Here is a 20,132-nt window from a genome sequence, read left to right as displayed (position 1 = left end):
CATGGACAAAACGACGGCAAGCATCATCCTCAACAACCTTCGGGATCGCATCGAAAAGGTCAGCGAGGGAAAATACCGACTTGATGGGATCATCACCCAGAAAGAACTGGATGCCTTGGAAGCACTGATCTCCGGCGCTGACTTTATCACGTCACCTCAACCCGTTGATCCGGCTCTTCAGCCCACTCCGCAGCTGCCTGTCGAAACCGTCCCGACTGAAACTCCCGAAATCCAGCAGGAACCGGAACCTATCGAAGAACCGGAAGAAACCCGCCCGCAACCGAAAACCGAGGTTGTCCTCGATCTATCCACACTGCAACTGCCGGAGAGTGATTCGTCCTATCGCGTGTGCATGGACTTCGGTACCGCCATGTCCAAGGCCAGCTTCGTGCATGACAACGAAGACAAAGACGTGGAAGAAATCCAAGTACTCAAGTTGGGAATCCCCGGCGACCAGGAGGAAATCGACGAAGTGATGCTGGTTTCCTCGGTCTTCATTGATGCCGATGGCTTGCTCTGGTTCGGCCAGAACGCAGTCAAACACGCCGTGGAAGGCGCAGGCTCACGCATGGACAACATCAAGCGCGCCCTGTCCGAAGGCAACTTGAACGTGCCCGTGGATGCCACCTACAACCCGACCAAGCACGACCTCACTTACAAAGACATCGTCCTTGCCTATCTGACATTTTTTACTTGGGCGATCAACTCCGCACTTTCCAACGATGTGGAAACTCCAAGCGTCGCGCGAAATTTCAAACGGCGTTTCGCCATGCCGTGCTTCCCGCGCGCCAATGCACGCATCGTGGCAGCCGAGCTGAAAGTTCTGTTGGGAGAAGCACAAATTCTTTCCGACACTTTCGGCGAAGAAATCCATCATGGGTTGGCACTGGACGATTTCCTTTCCGCTCTCAAGCAGTTGCGTTCCGAGAAGCGCAACTATTCCTTCATTGGAGACTGCATCACCGAACCTCTGGGTGTTGCAGGCTCCCTATTGAGCTGGCAAGCCGACCACGATTCTCTGGCACTGGTGGTGGACATTGGCGCGGGCACCAGCGACTTTAGCCTGTACCGCCTCAAAGTCACCATGAACGACGATGGCACCATCGACAAGACCAAGACCAATGCTGGTGAAGTCGATGGGACGGCACGAGGTATTACCGAAGCCGGCAACCATCTGGACAAACTGCTCAAAGGCTTCATCCTGCAAAAATCTGGAATCAACGGAACGCACGAACGATTCCAGAACATCAGTCATGCACTTGAACGCGATATCCGTGACTACAAGGAATCGCTTTTCAAGTCCGGCTCGGCCTATGTCGTGCTTTACAACGGTGAACCAGTGGAAGTCTCGCTGGATGAGTTCCTGGCACTGGACGAAGTCAAATCCTTCGAGAAATCTCTGCGAAAAACCCTGATCGAAATCCTCGAATCTGCCGACAAGGAATGGATCAACTGGGTACAGGCCAATCCTAGCCGCAACCTCACCATCGTCCTCACCGGCGGCGGAGCCACCCTCCCAATGGTGAAAAAGCTGGCTGAAGGCACGGTGACGGCGCACGGAAAAACTATTCCCGTGGCAGCTGCCAAATCCTTCCCGGAATGGCTGCGCAGGGATTACGCCGATCTGGAAGAACCATACCCGCGTATCGCAGTGTCCCTGGGAGGCGCACGCCGCAACATCATTCGCTCGATGGGCGTGTTGAAAACGACGGGCTTCGGCGGTGGTAGTCCCACGCTTCCACGCTACTGACTCTTTCACATACACAGCCCCCACTAGGAACCTTGACCAATGACTGATGCCGATGCAAAGCCTTCCTCTTCATCGCAGGAAGTAAATATTGTCAAGGTTCGCGAAGACCATCATCCCCTGCGTTTCTCATCAGAAGGCAAGGCCTACAAATTCGCCGATGGGGACACATCTCCTTCTTGGGCGGAAGGCGACACTTTCGACACGAAGCAGCTACGCAGCCATATCGAGCCTTGGCTGACATCGCTCTTCCAGTCGGAGCATCTCTCTCTGCTTGCTGGCTCCGGCCTGACCCATGCCGTGCATAGGTTGGCTACCGAAAAGCCTGCTGCGGGCATGGGAGAAATTTCACTCACAGATTGCAAAGAAAAAATATCCGAAGCTGCCAAAAAATCTGCCGAGGATGCTGGTCGCACGAGTGGAAACCTCGAAGACCAACTTCGCGTAGCCAATGAACTGCTCCGTGGGTTGGAAATTCTTGGCGACCACAAGGCTGAGACCTTGCGCAACGAGATCGATAAGGGCGTGCACGAGTTCGCCAAATCCATCCTCACAAGCGAACGGGGCATCGCTACCGCCGAAAAGGAAAAACAGGAAACAGCGTTCAATACGTTGGTCACGTTCCTGATGAGCTTTGCCAGTCGAACTGGCGTGCGTGATCGGTTGAACATCTTCACCACGAACTATGACCGTCTGATCGAAGCAGGCGCAGAACTCGCAGGCTTGCATTTGCTGGATCGGTTCTTGGGAAATCTTTTCCCCATCTTCCGCTCGTCACGGCTCGACCTGGACATGCACTACAACCCACCCGGCATCCGTGGCGAACCTCGCTATCTGGAGGGTGTTGCCCGTTATACGAAGCTGCATGGCTCAGTTGACTGGCTGCAAATCGACAAGGACATCCGCAGGCTCGGTCTGCCCTTCGGTGCCGAAGATGTCGAGCCCTATTTCAAGGCACCCGGCCTAGATGGAACTTCAGCACATCGCCTGATGATCTATCCCAATGCCGCAAAGGACAGGGAAACCACCGACTACCCATATGTCGAACTGTTCCGCGACTTGGCCTCGGCCGTGTGCCGGCCAAACAGCACCCTCGTGACCTACGGTTATAGCTTCGGCGACGAACATATCAACCGGGTGATTCGGGACATGCTCACCATCCCGTCCACCCATCTTGTCGTTATTTCCTACGACGACCCACTGAATCGCATCATGGATACCTACGATGAGATGGGGCGTCACTCACAGATCAGCCTCTTGATTGGCCCGGCGCTAGCCGACCTGACCACACTCACGGAAAACTACTTGCCGAAGGCCGCCATCGACAAGACAACCTTCCGCATGAGTGAACTGCTGAAACAGCGAGGCTTGGTTCGCATCGCCTCCAAGCCACAGACGAAGCAAGCCGAAGATGGGGAAGACCTGATATGAGTCTTTCGCCTCTCGCGTTTGCCGATTCCCTGCGGATTGGCAGCATTGATTACGTCTCACCGGACGGCATCAAGGTACTTCTTGACATCGAAGCCCCGGACGGGGTCGCCCTGAACACGGGTACGGCACGGCCGTTTCCTCGCGTGAATGGCTATGTCCTGGCTCCCAGTGATCAAGGCTATCTGGTTGCTCAAGTCGAGTGGATTACGGTTGAGCGATCGCAATACCCCAAGCGAAAAGGGATGCAAGATTTCGGACTGGTGGATCTACCGTACCCCCTGCGCAAGATGAGCCTGAATCCCTTGGGCTGTCTTTTCTATTCGAGGCAGGAAGACGGAAATGCCAAGTACGAATTTCGACGAGGCGTAGAGGCTTACCCTTCCGTCGGCGATCCAGTCATTCTGCCGACACAGGAGCAACTGCGTGCGATTGTTGAATCCGGCGAACATCGACGGGTCAAGATTGGCATCAGCCCGCTGGCCGCAAACGCTGAAGTCAAAGTCGATCCCGACCGTATTTTCGGTCGGCACTTGGCTGTATTGGGAAACACGGGCAGCGGAAAGTCGTGCTCAGTGGCTGGGATGATTCGTTGGTCACTGGAAGCAGCCAAGAAAGCGCGCGGCGCAGACCCCAACGCGCGCTTCATCGTGCTCGACCCGAACGGTGAATACGCCAACACCTTCAAGGGCATGGGCAAGGTGCGGGTTTTTGCGGTCGAGCCATCCGCAGATGTTGAGCAGCTTCAGGTGCCGATGTGGTTCTGGAACAGCGCAGAGTGGAGTGCATTCACTCAAGCCAGCGCCAAGACACAACGCCCGCTGCTCAGGCGAGCACTACGCGATGTCAAAGCAGGAAGAGCTTTATCAGCAAGCTCTCCTGAGGAAGAAAAGCTAGCACTACGCCGGTATCTATCATCCCGACTAATCTCGGTGCGACGCGATCTTCGCTCCGGTGACATCCAGACCGATGAGTCTAAATTCGGATTTCGCCTCAGGGCTATTGCCGCTGATCTACAAGGAAAGATCGCCCAGCACAATGGGCACAGACTGGACGAGCTGCTTTCTGTCATCAATATAGCGTTACAAGCCACTCACAACAGCTTCGTAAAAGACGGAAAAACCATCGAGTATTTTCGGGCTTTCAACGAAGCGCACGTACAAGCAATCATCAGCGCACTGGAATCATCTGTTGACACGGTCGGCGGTGCCTTACTCCAAGAAGGGCCAGACGAAGATGTGCCCATTGCTTTCGACAGCTCTCAGCTCCCAGATCATCTGGAAGTACTGGCTCAACAGGAGAATTCGAGCCAGTTTGTGGAATTTCTCGTGTCGCGTATTCGCACCATCTTGTCGGATACGAGAATGCGTCCGATCATCTCCAATTCCGAAGACTCAACTCTGCATGATTGGCTGACCCAATACATCGGCGACAACAACGCATCCAACGGCTCCGTCACCGTCATTGATCTTTCTCTGGTTCCGGCAGAAGTCGTCCACACAGTCACCGCCGTCATCGCCCGCATGACGCTGGAGGCCTTGCAACGCTATCGCAAGCTCAACAACGGCAAGACCCTGCCTACCGTATTGGTGATGGAAGAAGCCCACACCTTCGTCCGACGCTATTCGGACGATGCGGAGAACCAGAACTCCGCCGCCATCTGCTGCCAGGTATTCGAGAAGATTGCGCGTGAGGGCCGCAAGTTCGGCTTGGGATTGGTTCTGTCATCGCAACGCCCCAGCGAGCTTTCACCTACGGTGCTGTCACAGTGCAACAGCTACCTCCTCCATCGCATCAGCAACGACCGCGATCAGGAATTGGTGCACAAGCTGGTACCGGACAATCTGCGCGGCCTGCTGCGCGATCTGCCTTCCCTGCCTTCGCGCCACGCCATCTTGCTGGGCTGGGCTTCGGAATTGCCCGTGCTGGTGCAGATGAACAACCTTCCCAAAGAACAAAGGCCACGCTCGGACGACCCCGATTTCTGGGAAGTCTGGTCAGGCAAGAAAGACGATGGGCAAGCCGTCGAACGCACGGTGGATTGGCAGGCCATTAGTGCGGATTGGCAACAAACCCAAGCAGAAACCGCTCCACCTTCAACACCTGCTCCAGTCGCAACCGATCTGGATGATGACGAAATTCCTTTCTGAGCAATGACTCCATAGCCGACAATGGCCACCTGCCAACACCCGATTCATGTTTCAAGGAACACCCCATGGACAAACTGAAAATGCACTCCCCCAACCTGACCGATGCCAACCTGGCACGGCTGCGCGAGCTGTTCCCCGGTTGTGTGACGGAGGCGCGGGGCGAGGACGGCCGCGTGACGCTGGCGGTGGATTTCGACCAACTGCGGCAGGAGCTGTCGGCTTCGTTGGTGGAGGGGCCGCAGGAGCGGTATCAGTTGAACTGGCCGGGCAAGCGCGAGGCGCTGCTTACGGCCAATGCGCCGATTGCGAAGACGCTGCGGCCGGTACGCGCAGAGAGCGTGGATTTCGATTCGACGAAGAATCTGTTCATTGAAGGCGACAATCTGGATGCGTTGAAGTTGTTGCAGGAGACGTATCTGGGCAAGGTGAAGATGGTCTACATCGACCCGCCGTACAACACGGGCAACGATTTCATCTACGAGGACGACTTCGCCGAAAACACGGACGAATACCTGCGGCGCTCGAATCAGGTGGACGAGGAAGGAATTTCATTGACGTGGAACTCGGAAAGTAATGGCCGATTCCACTCCGATTGGATCTCAATGCTCTATTCCCGCATGCGCCTTGCCAGAAATTTGCTCCGAGATGATGGCTCCATCTTCATCTCGATTGACGATAAGGAGGTCGCAAACCTAAGAAAGATTTGCGACGAAGTATTCGGCGCAACCAATTTCGTCGCCAACATTGTTTGGCAGTCTCGAACATCCATCTCCGATGACCACGAAATATCGCTCAATCACAATCACACGCTGGTTTACGCAAAGGAGAAAGGCTCCTTACGTTTTTACGGCGAAGAGCTTGACGCATCTGAATATCAGAATAGGGACAACGACCCACGGGGTCCATGGAAGCTGGTTCCGCTTGATGCAAACAAACCAGGCGGAAATACGATGTATCCGATTCTCAATCCATCCACCAATGAAGAACATTGGCCACCGGAAGGACGCAGCTGGGCAATCAACCCAACCGAATATCAAAAGCTTTTCGATGACAAAAGAATTGCCTTTGGACTTGGCGGTGATTCAGCACCCAAAAGAAAATTATTCTTGAAGGAACGCATTGAGAGAGGCGACACAAAGACCCCTAGCTCCATTCTGCTCGATGCCGGGACAACAAAGGATGGCTCCGCAGAAGTCACTGACCTACTAGGAAAGAAGAAGATTTTTAGCTATCCGAAGCCGACCAGCTTCCTCAAAAGGCTCATCCAGTACGGGATCTACCACGAAAAAGATCAAATCATCGTTGATTTTTTCGCTGGAAGTTCGACGACCGCACATGCCGTGATGCAGCTCAACGCCGAAGACAACGGCAATCGCCGTTTCATCATGGTGCAGCTGCCGGAGCCGTGCGCCGAGGATTCCGAGGCGTTCAAGGCCGGCTACAAGACCATTGCCGACATCAGCAAGGAGCGCATTCGCCGCGCCGCCAAGAAAATCGGCGCGGAAGCGGGCAAAGGCAGGGAGCTTGACCTGGGTTTTCGCGTGTTGAAAGTGGATACCTCGAACATGGCGGATGTTTTCTACACGCCAGACGCAGTCACCCAAGCCGACCTGCTCAACCACATCGACAACATCAAACCCGACCGCAGCCCCGAAGACCTGCTGTTCCAGGTCATGCTCGACTGGGGCGTTGATCTTGCCCTGCCCATCGAAAAGCAGACGATTCAAGGCAAGGACGTGTTCTTCGTCGATGGCAACGCACTGGCCGCCTGCTTTGATGCCCACGGCGGCATCGACGATGCCTTCGCCAAGGCACTAGCCGTGCACAAGCCGCTGCGCGCCGTGTTCCGCGATGCCGGCTTCAAGAGCGACGACGTGAAGATCAACATCGAACAGATCTTCAAGCTGCTCTCGCCCGGAACCGACGTGAAGACGCTTTGAGGCCGCGCCGATGAAGCTCAAGTTCAAGACCCAGGCCTACCAGACTGCCGCCGTGCAGGCAGTGGTGGAATGCTTCAAAGGGCAACCGCCCGCCAGCGCCGAAGCCATGCGCTACCGCATCGACCCCGGCAAGCAGAAGCTCGGCCAGACCATCGGCAGCACGCTTGGTAACGATGCCGGCTTCCGCAATGCCGATGTGCAACTGAGCGATGCGCAAGTGCTGGAGAACATCCAGCAGGTGCAGCGCACTCAGAACCTGCCGATGTCACCGGTGCTGGATGACTTCAAGGTACTGAATGGTAATGGCAAACTAGCCGATGCCAGTGCCGCCTACAGACGACAGGCCAAAGCCATCGCGCCGATTCACCTCGACGTGGAAATGGAAACCGGCACCGGCAAGACCTACTGCTACATCAAGACCATCTTCGAGTTGAACAAGCAGTATGGCTGGAGCAAGTTCATCATCGTGGTGCCGTCCATCGCCATCCGCGAAGGCGTGGCCAAATCGCTGGCGATCACCGCCGAGCATTTCCTTGAGAGCTACCAGAAGAAGGCGCGGTTCTTCATCTACAACTCCAAGCAACTGCACCAGCTGGAAAGTTTTTCCTCCGATGCCGGCATCAACGTCATGGTCATCAATGTGCAGGCGTTCAATGCCACTGGCAAGGACAACCGCCGCATCTACGACGCGCTGGACGATTTCCAGTCACGCAAGCCGATTGATGTCATCAGCGCCAACCGCCCGATCCTGATTCTGGACGAGCCCCAGAAGATGGAGGGCGGCAAGACGCTGGATTCGCTGGCGCACTTCAAGCCGCTGATGGTGCTTCGCTACTCGGCCACGCACAAGACCACGCACAACAAGGTGCATCGGCTGGATGCGTTGGATGCCTACAACCAGAAGCTGGTGAAGAAGATCGCCGTGCGCGGCATCACCGTGAAGGGCTTGGCCGGCACCAACGCCTACCTGTACCTGCAAAGCATCGACATCTCGCCGAAAAAGCCGCCGGAAGCGAGGGTGGAGTTCGAGCAGAAACTGGCGAACGGCAGTATCAAGCGCATCGTGCGCAAGCTGAAAAAGGGCGACAACCTGTTCGTCCTGTCCGATGAACTAGACCAGTACCGCGACCGTTTCGTGGTGGCGGACATCAATGCCATCACCGACACCCTGAGCTTCGGCAATGGCGTAGAACTGAGTGTCGGCGATGCCGTTGGCGACGTGAACGAAGCCGCGCTACGTCGCATCCAGATTCGAGAAACCATCAAGGCGCATTTCGACAAGGAAGAGGCGCTGTTCCAGCAGGGAATCAAGGTGCTGTCGCTGTTCTTCATCGACGAGGTTGTGAAGTACCGCGATTACAGCCAGCAGGACGAGAAAGGCGACTACGCCCGCATCTTCGAGGAGGAATACACCCAGTACCTCAACGAAGTGCTGGAACTGGAAGATACGCCGTGGACGAAATACCTGAAATCCATCGACGTGGCGCAGACCCACAGCGGCTATTTCTCCATCGACAAGAAAACCAAGCGACAGGTTGACCCGGACGAAGAAAAGCGGGGCGAGAACGCCGGCCAGTCCAACGATGCCGATGCCTACGACCTGATCCTGAAGGAAAAGGAAAAGCTGCTCTCCTTCGATACGCCCGTGCGTTTCATCTTCTCCCACTCCGCCCTGCGCGAAGGCTGGGACAACCCAAACGTGTTCGTCATCTGCGCCTTGAAGCACAGCGACAACACCATCTCGCGCCGGCAGGAAGTCGGGCGCGGCCTGCGCCTGTCCGTGAACCAGCAAGGCGAGCGCATGGACAACCCCGCCACCGTGCACGACATCAACGTGCTGACCGTTGTCGCCAGCGAGAGCTACCAGACCTTCGTCGCTGCGCTGCAAAACGACATCAGCGAGACGCTGTCCGCACGCCCGCGCAAGGCCGACGAGGATTACTTCACCGGAAAAGTGCTCAAGACCGAGCAAGGCGATGTGCCGGTCACACCCGCAATGGCGAAGCAGCTTTACCGCTATCTGGTCAAAAACGACTACACCGACGATGCCGACAACATCACGGAAGGCTACCACCAGGCCAAGAAGGACGGCACGCTGGCCGAATTGCCTGCGGAACTGAAGGCACACGCCGATCAGGTATTCCAGCTCATCGACAGCGTTTACACCGATGCGCGGCAAATGGAAATCGGCGACGGCCGCAAGCAAAAGCAGTTGCTGCCGAATCAGAACATCGAAAAGCAGGAATTCAAGGCGCTGTGGCAGCGCATCAACCGCAAGGCCGCGTACAGCGTGCATTTCGATGGCGACGAGCTGGTGCGCAAGGCCGTGGCCAAGCTAAACCACAAGGACGAAGGCTTGCGCGTCATGCCCTTGCAGTACGTCATCCAGACCGGTGAGCAGGAAGACGAAATCAGTAAGGATGCACTGGACGCAGGCAAGGGCTTCCGCATCTCCGAGAACAAGATCGAGAACCACCGCAACACCATCCACTCCGCCGTTCCCTACGACCTGATCGGCAAGATCGCCGAAGGCACCCAGCTCACGCGCCGCACCGTGGCCGAAATCATCAAGGCCATGAACGTCGCCGTGTTCGCCCAGTTCAAGACCAACCCAGAGAGCTTCATCGCCGAGGCCATCCGCCTCATCAACGAGCAGAAGGCTACGGTCATCGTCGAGCATCTGGCCTACGACGCGCTGGACGAAAGCTACGACATGAGCATCTTCACCGCAGGTCAGACCAAGCAGGATTTCAGCAAGGCCGGCGACAAGCTCCAGCACCACATCTACGACTATGTGCTGACCGACTCCAACATCGAGCGCCAGTTCGTCAAGGAACTGGACACCAGCACCGACGTGATGGTTTACGCCAAACTGCCGCGCGGCTTCCTGATTCCCACGCCAGTGGGCGACTACAACCCGGACTGGGCGATCAGCTTCAAGCAGGGGCAGGTCAAGCACATCTACTTCGTCGCCGAAACCAAGGGCAGCCTATCCACGATGGAACTGCGCGAGATCGAGAAGACCAAGATCAGCTGCGCCCGCAAGTTCTTCGACGACATGAACAAGAAGTACGCCCCGGAGAACGTCAAGTACGACGTGGTGGACAGCTTCGGCAAACTGATGGAAGTGGTGAAGTGATGGCCGTCAAGATCAAGGAATCAGCCAAGCCAAAGAAAGACCACAAGCCGCGCTTCGACTTCACCAGCGATCACTGGACGGGAACCATTGATGAGCTGATTGAAGAGCTGAACACGGAAAACCCAAAAGACAACGGCGAGCGCATCACCTTCAGCACGCTTGAACAAACGCTTGCATTCTTCACGAAGGTTACAGGCATACAGGTAGAAAACGATTGCGTGCCGATTCCCCTGTCAGTACTGAAGACCATCAAGCTACTTTTCCTTGCACGGGGCGGAACCAAAAGGTACTTGTTCGACCTGCTCGATCCACCATCTCCGACCGAAAAGCCAACGATGGAGTTCAGCACCGGAACAACGATTCCGCGCGACAAAGAAGCATCAGGAATCATCGAGTCGATGATTGAAAATTTGGCCATTGAAATTCCCTCGGAAAAACTCGCCATCTTTCGCAATCTGCTTGGTAACAGGGAGAAACACACCACTGCCGAGAACCTGCTCCTGCACATCGAGCGCGCGAACGACCAAGTGACGCGCATCTTGACCGACATAATCAGGGACGATGACAGAGGGCTTGCCAATGCGTACTACGCGCTTTCCAAGCGTCTCGATTCAATTCGCTACCAAGTCAACCCAAACCCAACCACGCCCGCGCATGAGGCTGTCTTCGTCTATCTGGACACACTCGCGATTCGGCACTTCATCCTGCATCATAGAAAACACATCAAGGAAACAAAGCTCAATCAGTCCATCGCGGATATAAGCACCGAAGTCGATGTGTTTTGCAAACAAATCGGCGACAAACGCGAATCCCAGCCAACTCCTTATGATCGACTATTCTCGGTCAATAATTTCCACCATGTCGTCTTTGGGTACCACAAGGAAGTCACTGCCATAGTTAAATCTGCAACAGGGTTCGACACTCGGAAGAAGCAGCTTTTTGAAAATACCGCAAGGGCAAAGGCGCTTCTTGTGTCTTACATATATCGTTCTTTTGACGAAACCGACGCAGATGCTTGTCTTCTATCCATTTACGACATCATCGCCGCATTGTGCTCGTTCCGATACCAACAGGAAGCCGGCGGAGATTACTCGCCGTACTGGCCGGGACAAGTCAGTCAAGGAAACAGCCCGCAACGCCTTTTCGACAAGGGACTGAGAAAACGCGACCCACATCAGCATCAGGGCGTATTCCAGATTTACTACAACCGTTTTGCCGAATACCAAGCTGCATTCACGGGCACTCGTTCCAGCTATTACGCCTGGATGGGGTATCAGCTTTCCCGCATCGCGGCTTACTACCGCATCATTCAGATCAACAGCATCATCGCCATGTCAACCGCTGCAACCAGCCTGGATTTCCTTTGCATCGAGCAGGCAATGGAAGTTGCACTCGAATACCCGAATATCAGTCTGTAATTTCTTACTCAATCACCACTAACTATATGGAGATGGAACCCGTAACCCGGTAGCACCGCAGGTGGCGCAAGCGCACTGACTGGATGCGATGGAAAGGGAGATGGCTAACGCACGCGCACTTACCGTTTCTCCCGGAACACATCCAAAATCCATCTTCAATGGCAACCGACGGATGCAACTCCGTCGGTTTTTTTATTGACCAATGAGAAAGGGTAGTACGCACATGGCCAGCTTCCACCATCGCATCAAAAGCGGAAAGAAAGGCACCGCGAAAGAACACGCTGCGTATATCGAACGGCGCGGCAGGCACCGCACACGGGAAGACTTGGTTCACGCCAGTCACGGCAACCTTCCCGACTGGACCGAAGGCGACCCGATCAAATTCTGGCGCGAAGCAGACAAGCACGAACGCGCCAACGGCGCAGCCTATCGGGAACATGAAATTGCATTGCCGAACGAACTGACCCAAGAACAACTGATCGACTTGGCAGAACGCATCGTGCAGCAAGTGGTCGGCGTGAAACCGTACCAGTACGCCATCCACATGCCGGAGGGAAAACTGGGTGGCATCTTGAATCCGCACATGCACCTGATGCACACGGATCGGATTCCCGACGACATCGAACGTACCCCAGACCGAATGTTTACCCGTTACAACCCACAACATCCAGAGCGTGGCGGCTGGCGCAAGGACAGTGGCGGTAAATCTCCGATCGCGCTGCGCGACCACGTCATTGCCACGCGCAAGGCGATTGCCACTCTCCAGAACGCCGCCCTGGCCGAACATGGCCACACCGCCCGCGTGGATCACCGCAGCCTGCGCGAGCAAGGCCAGAGGCGTGTCCCGGAGCGTCACCTGGGCCAAGGCAAGGTCAGGGGCATGACGGTTCAAGAGCGTGAAGTTTATGTCGCTGGACGAAGCAAGAACACAGCGACCTGATTACGCCCCAATGCACGACGACCTCAGGCCAATGTCGATTCGCGCCGAACGTGAATCGAAGTTCGCTGCGTAGTCCGCGCGGTGAGGCAAATGCTGCAATACGCAAATCGCGCAGGTCTTGTGGGCCAAAAAAAAGCCGCCCCACGAATGGGGCGGCTCCGAAACCGAACTGCAATCGCAATTCAACCTACTGGAAATAGAACTGATTGAAAACGGCCGGATTCAGATACAACCACTGCTTGCCTTTTCCCTTCCCGTCCGGCGGAAGCTCGTATTGGTAGGCGATCACGTTTTCTTGACAAAGCTGGCCAATGGCCGCCTCGTAGCGCGCCTGGTTACGGACATTGGCACCATTGCGCACGTCATTCCAAGCGGCCCTGTTGTTACGCTCCCGCCAGTAGCGCAGGTACAAGTGCTTGACGATCACGTGCATGTCCTTTTGCAGCTGCGTGGGGGCATTGTTGTCGCCGAACAAACGAATGAATTCGTCGAAATACCAACTCACGATGTCGATTGCGCGCTGCAAGGTTTCACTGCTGATGACAGTTCCCGGCAATTTGGCAAAATGATGAAGGTTCGCCGCTACCCGGCCCGCGACCTCCATCGCCTTGTTTTCGGCATCGCGCACGCTGTACAACGACCCTCCCGGCCGGATCAGCGGTTCGAGCTGGTTGTGTTGAGCAACATACAGTTCCCTCGCCTCCGGCGAAAACGTCAACACCTTGAACGACGTGTCACCGGCCTTATGCCGCGCCTCCCGACCTTCGAGCAGCTCAGTGACCCGCTCGTGAAACAGCGGCAAGTGCGACCACTGGGTTTCGTGTAACGACATGAACCGGAAACCCATCGTCGATTCCGGGTAGCTGATCAGAAGCCGCGCGAGCCAGCCAGAGCCACGCGCCAGGTCGCCACGCTTCTGCATGAAACCCGCGAAGACCTTGTCTTGCACCATGAAGCTCAACGTCACGCGCGGATTGTTCACTTCGATCGAATCGTCAGCGCGCTCGAACGTCAACACCTTGGGGCCGTCCCAAGCCTTGTTGAGCGGTGCCATCTTGCTGGTGGCACCGCCCTTCAACACGATTTCGCCCTCATCGCTCAGAATGGCGATACAGCGGCCATCACCACGCAACGAATCCATCATCGGGCGTTCGGTGATGGATTGATGCACGATGCGGTTACGCATCGGCTTTCGCGGCTGTCCCGAGGCATGGGCTGCAAGCTTGCGATTCAGCTCCCTGGTGTCTTCACCACTCACGGCTGCGGCAAGCAGCGTACGCTGCAACCACGCATCGGCTTTCTTCCAGAAGCTGAGTTTGGTCTGGTACTGCAAAAGCGCACTCTCATGCTCCGTCTTGTGCTTGGCATCGAAATCGTAGATCGGTGCCATCACCAGACTGTCGGTCGCCGTCTTGCGCTCACCGGAATCGGCAATCGTGGCGACATAGAGCGAAACCGGGCGAATCTGCCCGGTTGGAAGCTCGACATTGACATCACCCTGACACGCAATCGACATGGCCGTCAGGAACGAACCGCCGATCAGCGCTTCGGGCGCTTGCAGGTTGAACTGCACTTCGCGTAAGGCATCACGGATGCCGTTGTAGAACGCATGGGTCGGATACAGCCGACATGGATAAGCCGGCATCATTCGACCACCTCCAACGCCGTACCCGTATTGCCATTGGATTCCATGGCCTCCGCCGCCATCCATTCCTTGAAGACGGCCGGATGCAACTTCAGGTCACGTTTGGCGAGGATTGCCAGAATCGACTTTTGCGTGATGTGCTTTTCCAGCATCTCGACGATGATCGGATACAGCTGCTTGAACTTCTGGCGCTTCAGGTGCAACCGATTAGGCTTCAGCGAACGAAGCTCGGCCGCGACACTCGCGACATCGAACAGCTCATCGATAATCATGTCATCGCCATTCTCGGCGATTTCGTTTTCTTTGTTGTAGTTCATGTTTGTATTCCTCTAGGATGTAATCGGATTCAGGCCAAAACGGCCTTGCGATGGTTGCGGCGCGCGAGGTGCCTTTCCTCGCGCTTCTTGACCCAGGCCAAGACTTCATCCGTCCACCAGAAACGCGGCGAACGCTCCGAGTCGTACAGCGGAATGCCCTGCGGGAAGTCCGGGTCCTCGCGCATCAGTTCGTACGCTTTACTGCGACCGACCTGCGTGACCTTGAGCAGCCCTTTGAAGCGCAAAGTCGGGCTATCGGGTTGCCATGCCAAAATCGTGGATGCGCGACCGACTTCGATCTCGGCACGAGTGGATTCCCCAATGGGAATCGCGGCTTGCTTGTTACTGGACACTGTGTGTTCCTCTTGGTTGCGTTGGAAACAAAAGGAATCCGGCCGGGGTTCCTGCCCGAACATCGTTCGGACGGTTGCGATTAAATTCCCCAATTCGGCGAATAACAGCTGGCAACTCTTCAATGTTTATGCGAATACGCCTGCTTCGGTTTCTAACCTGCCATGCCTCTCACCACCAGAACCAAGAAAAAACAGACACTTACAAGGACGGGGAGCCATTGGCTCCCCGTCCTGTCCCACACCTGCTTGCTCTTGATCCACTTCACTACCCATCACTGTGGAATCGGGTCAGATACACCCCTAACCCGAACATGGCGAAGCCGTACACCACCACGCCGCCGACGATCTTCAGCAGGGACAACCGTTCCGCATCGCTCATGTCGCTACTCCTTTCGATTGGCGAACGCCGCTGGAATAGACCGCCACGCCATTGAGGTGCGGCCACGCCTTCTCGGTGACGAGGTAGCCAAGCCGATTGACGTGGTGATAGCCCGGCAGCGCGTAGAGCACTTCGGATTCGCCGGTTTCGACCAGCGTCCACAACCGCTCGAAGGCGATGTTGCCGATCGCCCCGCGTTCGCGGATGGGATGGCCCTGCACGGGGTCGTCGATGGGCCGGTACTCGTTCCAGAACGTGGCGGCGTCGATCTCGAAGTGGGCCGGTGCGGGCAGTTCCTTGCGCTTTGCCATCAGGCCGCCTCCTTCGGCATCTGCGATACCTTCGCTTCGAGCTTCCCGCGCAGGCCGCCGCTGGACGACTGCGGCGGACGGGGCGGCGGCGGTGGCGGCTGGCCCGCGTCGCCTTCCGGGAAGAACTCCTCGACCACCGCCGGCACGTCGTCCTCCAGCTCCTCGAACGCCCCGTTGGCGAAGCCCTGCGCCGCTGCCGCGTCCAGCGCCTGCTGGTCGAAGCCCGCTTCCCTGCGGGCGTTGTCCTTCTGGATGGCCTCGGCCACGGCCTGCTCCAGCGTCAGGCCGGAACGCACCACCAGGTCAACGTAATACACCGCGCTGCCAAAGCTCATCCGCGTGGACTTGCCGCGCAGCCGCAGTTCCAGTGGCAGGCACGCCAGCCGGCCACCGGAGACGGCGTGGAAGTAGTTCAGCCGGGCCGCGAGGGTGCGGATGGTGTTGAAACTGGTGGTGCGCAGCACGAAGGAACCCAGCGCGTCGTCCTCGCCATCGCCGACGAGGACATTGAGCCGGGCGTAGGCCTTGCACGCGCCCTTGGCGAACGGGCACACGTCCGGCCCCGGACAGGGCTGCTGGCTGATGCCGGTGTCCCGGTCGCGGCGGCGAGCGGTTTCGCCGTTGCCGACGCACAGCGGCCGCCCGTTGTCGCGGTCGAACAGCGAGTAGTCGGCCCGCAGGTTCAGTTCCGGCGCGTTGAACATCAGCCGCACCGGGATGCTGCGCAGCTTGCCCTTGTCGTCCTTCGGCAGCGATTCGTTGAACGGATGGTTGATCCAGCCGTTGCCGTTCTGCACCTGCGTGGTCAGGGTGAACTGGTCATCCTTCTCCGGCAGCCGCTTGCCGTTGCGTTCGACAACGCGGCCGATGGAGATGCGCCCGATGACCGGGGGCGTGATTGCCAAACCTTTCAACATGGTCTTTCTCCTGATTATTGGGGGTTCTCGGAAGCCAGCGACAGCACGAACCGGCGCGAGCCGGGTTTGGTGAACTCGTACTGCGCGGCCAGGTCGGGGTGGTCGGCCTTGAAGCGTTTGCCGTCGAAGCCGGTGCCGTCCTTGGAGCGCTTGAAGCGCACTTCGCCGCGACGGAACACGGCCTTGGACGCATCACCCATCGCCTGCTGGAGGGATTGCTTCAACTGCTCGGCCTGCTGACCCTTGGCATCCAGCTCGGCGCTGAGCGCCACCAGCGCGTCGAAGCTCGCGTTGAGCATGTCGTCGTCGGTGAAGTCCACGCGGGTGTCGTTGCCCCGGTACAACTGGCGCAAGGCATGGGCAGCGGATTCGGAACCATCGGCGGGCGGCTCGATGTCCCGCTCGACCATTTCCCAGAACCGGGTTTCCAGCACGATCAGGCGGGCGATCAGTTCCTCGTCCCGCTCGATGCGGTGGATCTCCAGCTTCTGCCCGCACAGGAGCACCGCCACATCGGCGGCCTGCTTGCCGGTAACGGCCAACTGGTGCTGCACCTGCAACTGGACGTACTCCGGCACGCCGTCCTTCCACAGCCGCGAGCCGAACTCGCCGGCGGTCTTGCACTCCAGGATCTGCACATCGGAGCGACCCACGATTTCCCGGTCGATGTTGGCGAGCATGTACGGGAAGGTCGGGTGTTGCAGCACCGCGTTGAGCTTCCGAACCTTGACCCCGGTCTTGGCGGTGTAGGCCGTGGCGACCATCGGCTCCAGCAAGGTGCCCCAGTAGGTGGCCGATTCCATGTCCTCGCGGTTCTCGACGGTTTCGACCCGCCCGGTCTTCTCCAGCCACAGTTCCAATTGGCTCTTGTACGGGTTCAAGCCCACCGCTGCCGCCGCATCCGAACTGCCGATGCCGCCCTTGCGCACTTCCAGCCACTGGCCCCGGTCAATGGTGCGCGTATCGACCAGGCGTAATGCCGCTTGTTTCTTCATGGTGCTCTCCAGAAATGAAAAAGCCCGGCCACTGGCCGGGCGTTATGCCGTTTGCATCGCGAGGTTCACCAACTGCCCCGGTAGTAGATGTCCCAGCCTTGGGCTTGCAGCTTCCGCGCCTGCACGATCACCCGCAGCGTGAAATCCACCTCGTCCGGGTCGAGCCGCACGTCTTCGTCGGTGTCATCCATGAAGAAGTCGCCGGCGCTGTCCGGGTCGTCCTCCACTTGGTCGAGGTTTTCCTCAAGCTCCTCCAGTTGCTGGGCGGACACCAAGACCGGACGGCAATCATCATTGCCTTCCTGCGCGTTGTTGACGAACCAGTTATGCAGCGGCCAGAACTTGCGCCAGTAGCCCACGCGCACCACCACCGCGCACACTTCCAACAGTTCCGGCTCGCAGTGCGGCTTCTCGGTGGCAGGCTCCCGACCGATGGCCGCCTCGATGGCGCGGCGCATCGGTTCGGTTTCCTTGTCGATGGGCGAGATGTAGCGGCGGGCTTCCAGATACATGTCCAGTCCCATGCCGCACCTCACGCCACCAGCTTGACCAGTTCGTCCCACGCCCGCTGCTTGATCGCCGCGCCCTGACCGAACCAAGCGGCATCACGCCGGTGGTCGTCGGAGCGGGCACGGCGGTGGAAGTCCACGTACTCGGTGACGGAGTTCAGCAGCCCCCACGCCGTGCCACGGCTGGAGGCCAGCAACGCGCCCTTGCCGCCGCCTTCGTACAGGGCACGCACGTTGGCGATGGCCTGCTCGTTGGCAACCTGCACCTTGCTGTCCTGCGCCTGATAGGTCAGTACCCGGCGCAGCAGCCCTTCGACCGAATCCGGGTCAACCGGACGTTCGCACAGCGCCTTCATCCGCGAGACGAACGGTTCCCACGACGACACCGCAATACCAAGCTGGCGCTTCACCACGTCGGGCTTGAAGTCCGAACGGTGCGACACCTTGATCGCCCCGCTGGACTCGCCCAGCGCGACCTGCAAGGTGTTGTTGCAGACCACCCGAACCGAGGTGAACTGCGCGGTGGTCGCCAGCGAGCCATCGCAGGCCGTGGCGAGGAGTAGGTAGCCGTCCACCTTATCCCGGCCCTTGAGCGTGGTGGACTGGCCGGTACGCGCCAGCGCCCAGAACTTGCGGCCTTCACGCAGCACGCCCGCCGTCTCCAGCTCGAAGCCGCCGACTTCCGTCAGGTCGCGGTAGAACTCCAAGACCTCGCCCGGCTGAACGACCTTGTAGCGCGAAGACACCACGGCCAGCGGAGCCTTCGTGTCCGAACGGTACAGCACCTTCTGTTCGGGGAAGGCGTTGATGGCCCCGATGTTGCCGTTGCCGGAGATGTAGCGAACTTCGGACTCCTCGATCTGCCAGTCCATGCCGGCCTGCTGCTTCCACACCTCGATGGGCTGCTGCGGCGCCAGTTTGTTGCCCAGGCCGTGCCACGGGCGTTCGCCCGCGTAGGCCATCGTTTCGACCAAATGCATTGTCATTTCCTCGTTATTGGCGGCATAAACGCACAAGGCCCGGACGATGCCGGGCCTTGTGGGGATACCAGTGGTAGTTGGGTCAGTCGTAGTCGCCGCCGAAGTGGTCAGGGCGGTTGAAGGAACATCGGGCGACCGCCGACAGGATGGCGGCCGCGACGATGAAGACGCAGTACAGGAACTCGGACTTGTCGTTCCGCATGTTCACTCCCACAGGTGGCGCTTCGTTGCGGAGCGCCGGGCGCAAAGCCGATCAGCATCGGCTTCAATGGAGTGGTATGGGTCTGAAGAAATTTCCATTGGTCCCTGACATCTCGCTAGCAGGGATCAGCCTCTCCTATAATTCGGCGACTTTGCCCAAAGGGATAACTGTGACAACTTTCACTGTTTTTGCCGGCAGCGACCACCTCTCCAAGCTATCGAAGGCTAGTCCAATCTCGGCGCTGTCCGAGCTGATCTGGAATGCCTTGGATGCAGATGCCAGCGAAGTGAAAGTGATATTGCAGGAAGGAAAGCTCGACCAAGTCGAGGAAGTACTGGTTTCGGACAACGGAAAAGGGCTGCCTGTCGATCAGGCTCAGGAACGCTTCGCACAGCTTGGTGGCTCTTGGAAACGAAGCAAAGGAACGTCTGAAGGCGGGCGTTTTTTGCACGGCAGCGAGGGCAAAGGGCGCTTCAAGGCACTCTCAATCGGACGCATCGCCACATGGAGTGTTGTCTACGACGAGCTCGTGGAGAAGAAACGCTACCAAATCGAGATGCGTGCCGATGCCCCTAACCAGATCAACATAAGCGATGCGGTACCTGCCGAAGCGGGTGCTGGTACAGGTGTTACCGTCCGCATCGAGGAGGTTGGCAGGGCGGTAGCCACCTTCGCAGGAGAAGAGCCTGTCAGTGAACTGACTGAAACATTCGCCACTTACCTCACCGACTATTCCGATGTTCGCATCTATGTTCATGGAAC

General features: G+C 57.6%; 16 protein-coding genes. 8 read left to right on the top strand and 8 right to left on the bottom strand.

The annotated features are described in order from the left end of the window. Nucleotide 1 precedes the first annotated feature (1 nt). The 7 genes from AC06E6_RS00080 (at nucleotide 2) to AC06E6_RS00050 (ending at nucleotide 12,762) form a co-directional block, all read left to right on the top strand. Complete coding sequence (locus AC06E6_RS00080; protein WP_478059807.1) at nucleotides 2-1,750, top strand: hypothetical protein; 1,749 nt, start codon at nucleotides 2-4, stop codon at nucleotides 1,748-1,750. 39 nt (nucleotides 1,751-1,789) lie between these two features. Further along, nucleotides 1,790-3,178: an SIR2 family protein gene (locus AC06E6_RS00075; RefSeq protein WP_478059805.1), complete on the top strand. Its 1,389-nt coding sequence runs from the start codon at nucleotides 1,790-1,792 to the stop codon at nucleotides 3,176-3,178. Continuing rightward, entirely contained in the window at nucleotides 3,175-5,325 is a 2,151-nt protein-coding gene (locus AC06E6_RS00070) for an ATP-binding protein (protein ID WP_478059803.1), read from the top strand. The genes AC06E6_RS00075 and AC06E6_RS00070 overlap by 4 nt, the downstream gene beginning before the upstream one ends. Nucleotides 5,326-5,390: 65 nt before the next feature. After that, nucleotides 5,391-7,265 carry a site-specific DNA-methyltransferase gene (locus AC06E6_RS00065; protein ID WP_478059801.1) on the top strand — a complete coding sequence of 625 codons (1,875 nt, stop codon included), beginning with the start codon at nucleotides 5,391-5,393 and terminating at the stop codon, nucleotides 7,263-7,265. Between the two features lie 10 nt (nucleotides 7,266-7,275). Beyond that, on the top strand, nucleotides 7,276-10,404 hold the full coding sequence (locus AC06E6_RS00060; protein ID WP_478059800.1) for a type III restriction-modification system endonuclease: 3,129 nt from the start codon (nucleotides 7,276-7,278) through the stop codon (nucleotides 10,402-10,404). Then, nucleotides 10,404-11,822, top strand: coding sequence for a hypothetical protein (locus AC06E6_RS00055; RefSeq protein WP_478059798.1), 1,419 nt, complete (start codon nucleotides 10,404-10,406; stop codon nucleotides 11,820-11,822). Before AC06E6_RS00060 ends, AC06E6_RS00055 begins: the two co-directional genes overlap by 1 nt. Before the next feature lie 223 nt (nucleotides 11,823-12,045). Continuing rightward, nucleotides 12,046-12,762 (top strand): MobA/MobL family protein, encoded by a 717-nt coding sequence (locus AC06E6_RS00050; protein ID WP_478059797.1) that lies wholly within the window; start codon nucleotides 12,046-12,048, stop codon nucleotides 12,760-12,762. Nucleotides 12,763-12,949: 187 nt separating this feature from the next. Here the strand turns inward: AC06E6_RS00050 and AC06E6_RS00045 are convergent, their stop codons facing one another. The 8 genes from AC06E6_RS00045 to AC06E6_RS00010 all read right to left on the bottom strand — a co-directional run bounded on the left by AC06E6_RS00045 (nucleotide 12,950) and on the right by AC06E6_RS00010 (nucleotide 19,168). Further along, a complete protein-coding gene (locus tag AC06E6_RS00045) occupies nucleotides 12,950-14,410 on the bottom strand; it encodes a YfjI family protein (RefSeq protein ID WP_478059795.1) in 1,461 nt (486 codons plus the stop codon). Further along, entirely contained in the window at nucleotides 14,407-14,724 is a 318-nt protein-coding gene (locus AC06E6_RS00040; RefSeq protein WP_478059793.1) for a hypothetical protein, read from the bottom strand. The genes AC06E6_RS00045 and AC06E6_RS00040 overlap by 4 nt, the downstream gene beginning before the upstream one ends. Before the next feature lie 29 nt (nucleotides 14,725-14,753). Next, nucleotides 14,754-15,077: a helix-turn-helix transcriptional regulator gene (locus tag AC06E6_RS00035; protein WP_478059792.1), complete on the bottom strand. Its 324-nt coding sequence runs from the start codon at nucleotides 15,075-15,077 to the stop codon at nucleotides 14,754-14,756. A gap of 375 nt (nucleotides 15,078-15,452) precedes the next feature. After that, nucleotides 15,453-15,767, bottom strand: coding sequence for a hypothetical protein (locus AC06E6_RS00030; protein ID WP_478059790.1), 315 nt, complete (start codon nucleotides 15,765-15,767; stop codon nucleotides 15,453-15,455). Beyond that, nucleotides 15,767-16,684, bottom strand: coding sequence for a recombination directionality factor (locus tag AC06E6_RS00025; RefSeq protein ID WP_478059789.1), 918 nt, complete (start codon nucleotides 16,682-16,684; stop codon nucleotides 15,767-15,769). The genes AC06E6_RS00030 and AC06E6_RS00025 overlap by 1 nt, the downstream gene beginning before the upstream one ends. A gap of 14 nt (nucleotides 16,685-16,698) precedes the next feature. Beyond that, a complete protein-coding gene (locus tag AC06E6_RS00020; RefSeq protein WP_478059787.1) occupies nucleotides 16,699-17,679 on the bottom strand; it encodes a YqaJ viral recombinase family nuclease in 981 nt (326 codons plus the stop codon). 65 nt (nucleotides 17,680-17,744) lie between these two features. Further along, complete coding sequence (locus AC06E6_RS00015) at nucleotides 17,745-18,191, bottom strand: hypothetical protein (protein ID WP_478059785.1); 447 nt, start codon at nucleotides 18,189-18,191, stop codon at nucleotides 17,745-17,747. A gap of 20 nt (nucleotides 18,192-18,211) precedes the next feature. Then, complete coding sequence (locus AC06E6_RS00010) at nucleotides 18,212-19,168, bottom strand: DUF932 domain-containing protein (protein WP_478059784.1); 957 nt, start codon at nucleotides 19,166-19,168, stop codon at nucleotides 18,212-18,214. A 278-nt stretch (nucleotides 19,169-19,446) separates the two neighbouring features. Here AC06E6_RS00010 and AC06E6_RS00005 point away from each other — a divergent pair. After that, nucleotides 19,447-20,132: ATP-binding protein (locus AC06E6_RS00005; protein ID WP_478059783.1), on the top strand; the 686-nt coding region annotated here is incomplete at its 3' end.

The organism is Stenotrophomonas sp. Steno-Z10-HUANG (assembly GCF_056393075.1).
This window is presented reverse-complemented; position numbering and strand designations above follow the sequence as displayed.